This window comes from Burkholderia ubonensis, assembly GCF_902833085.1.
GTDB lineage: Bacteria > Pseudomonadota > Gammaproteobacteria > Burkholderiales > Burkholderiaceae > Burkholderia > Burkholderia ubonensis.
This window is the reverse complement of record NZ_CADFEB010000032.1, coordinates 1-409: the sequence shown is the minus strand read 5'-3', so window position 1 is coordinate 409 and position 409 is coordinate 1. Positions and strand designations below refer to the sequence as shown.

1 protein-coding gene is annotated in these 409 nt (G+C 72.6%); it reads left to right on the top strand.

The window, feature by feature from the left end:
* Positions 1 to 409 (top strand): thiolase family protein (locus HWX31_RS34690; protein ID WP_279613163.1); only part of this gene is annotated, 409 nt, incomplete at both ends.

The following is a 409-nucleotide window of genomic DNA, read 5'->3' as shown; positions in this document are numbered from 1 at the left end:
ATGACGGACGTAGTGATCGTATCGGCCGCGCGGACCGCGGTCGGCAAATTCGGCGGCACGCTCGCGAAGATCGCGGCGCCGGAGCTGGGCGCGACGGTGATCCGCGCGGTGCTGGAGCGCGCCGGCGTGAAGCCGGAGCAGGTGAGCGAAGTGATCATGGGCCAGGTGCTGGCGGCCGGCTCGGGCCAGAACCCGGCGCGGCAGTCGCTGATCAAGGCCGGGCTGCCGAGCGCGGTGCCGGGGATGACGATCAACAAGGTATGCGGCTCGGGCCTGAAGGCGGTGATGCTGGCGGCGAACGCGATCGCGGCGGGCGACGCGGAGATCGTGGTCGCGGGCGGGCAGGAGAACATGAGCGCGGCGCCGCACGTGCTGCCGGGCTCGCGCGACGGGTTCCGGATGGGCGACG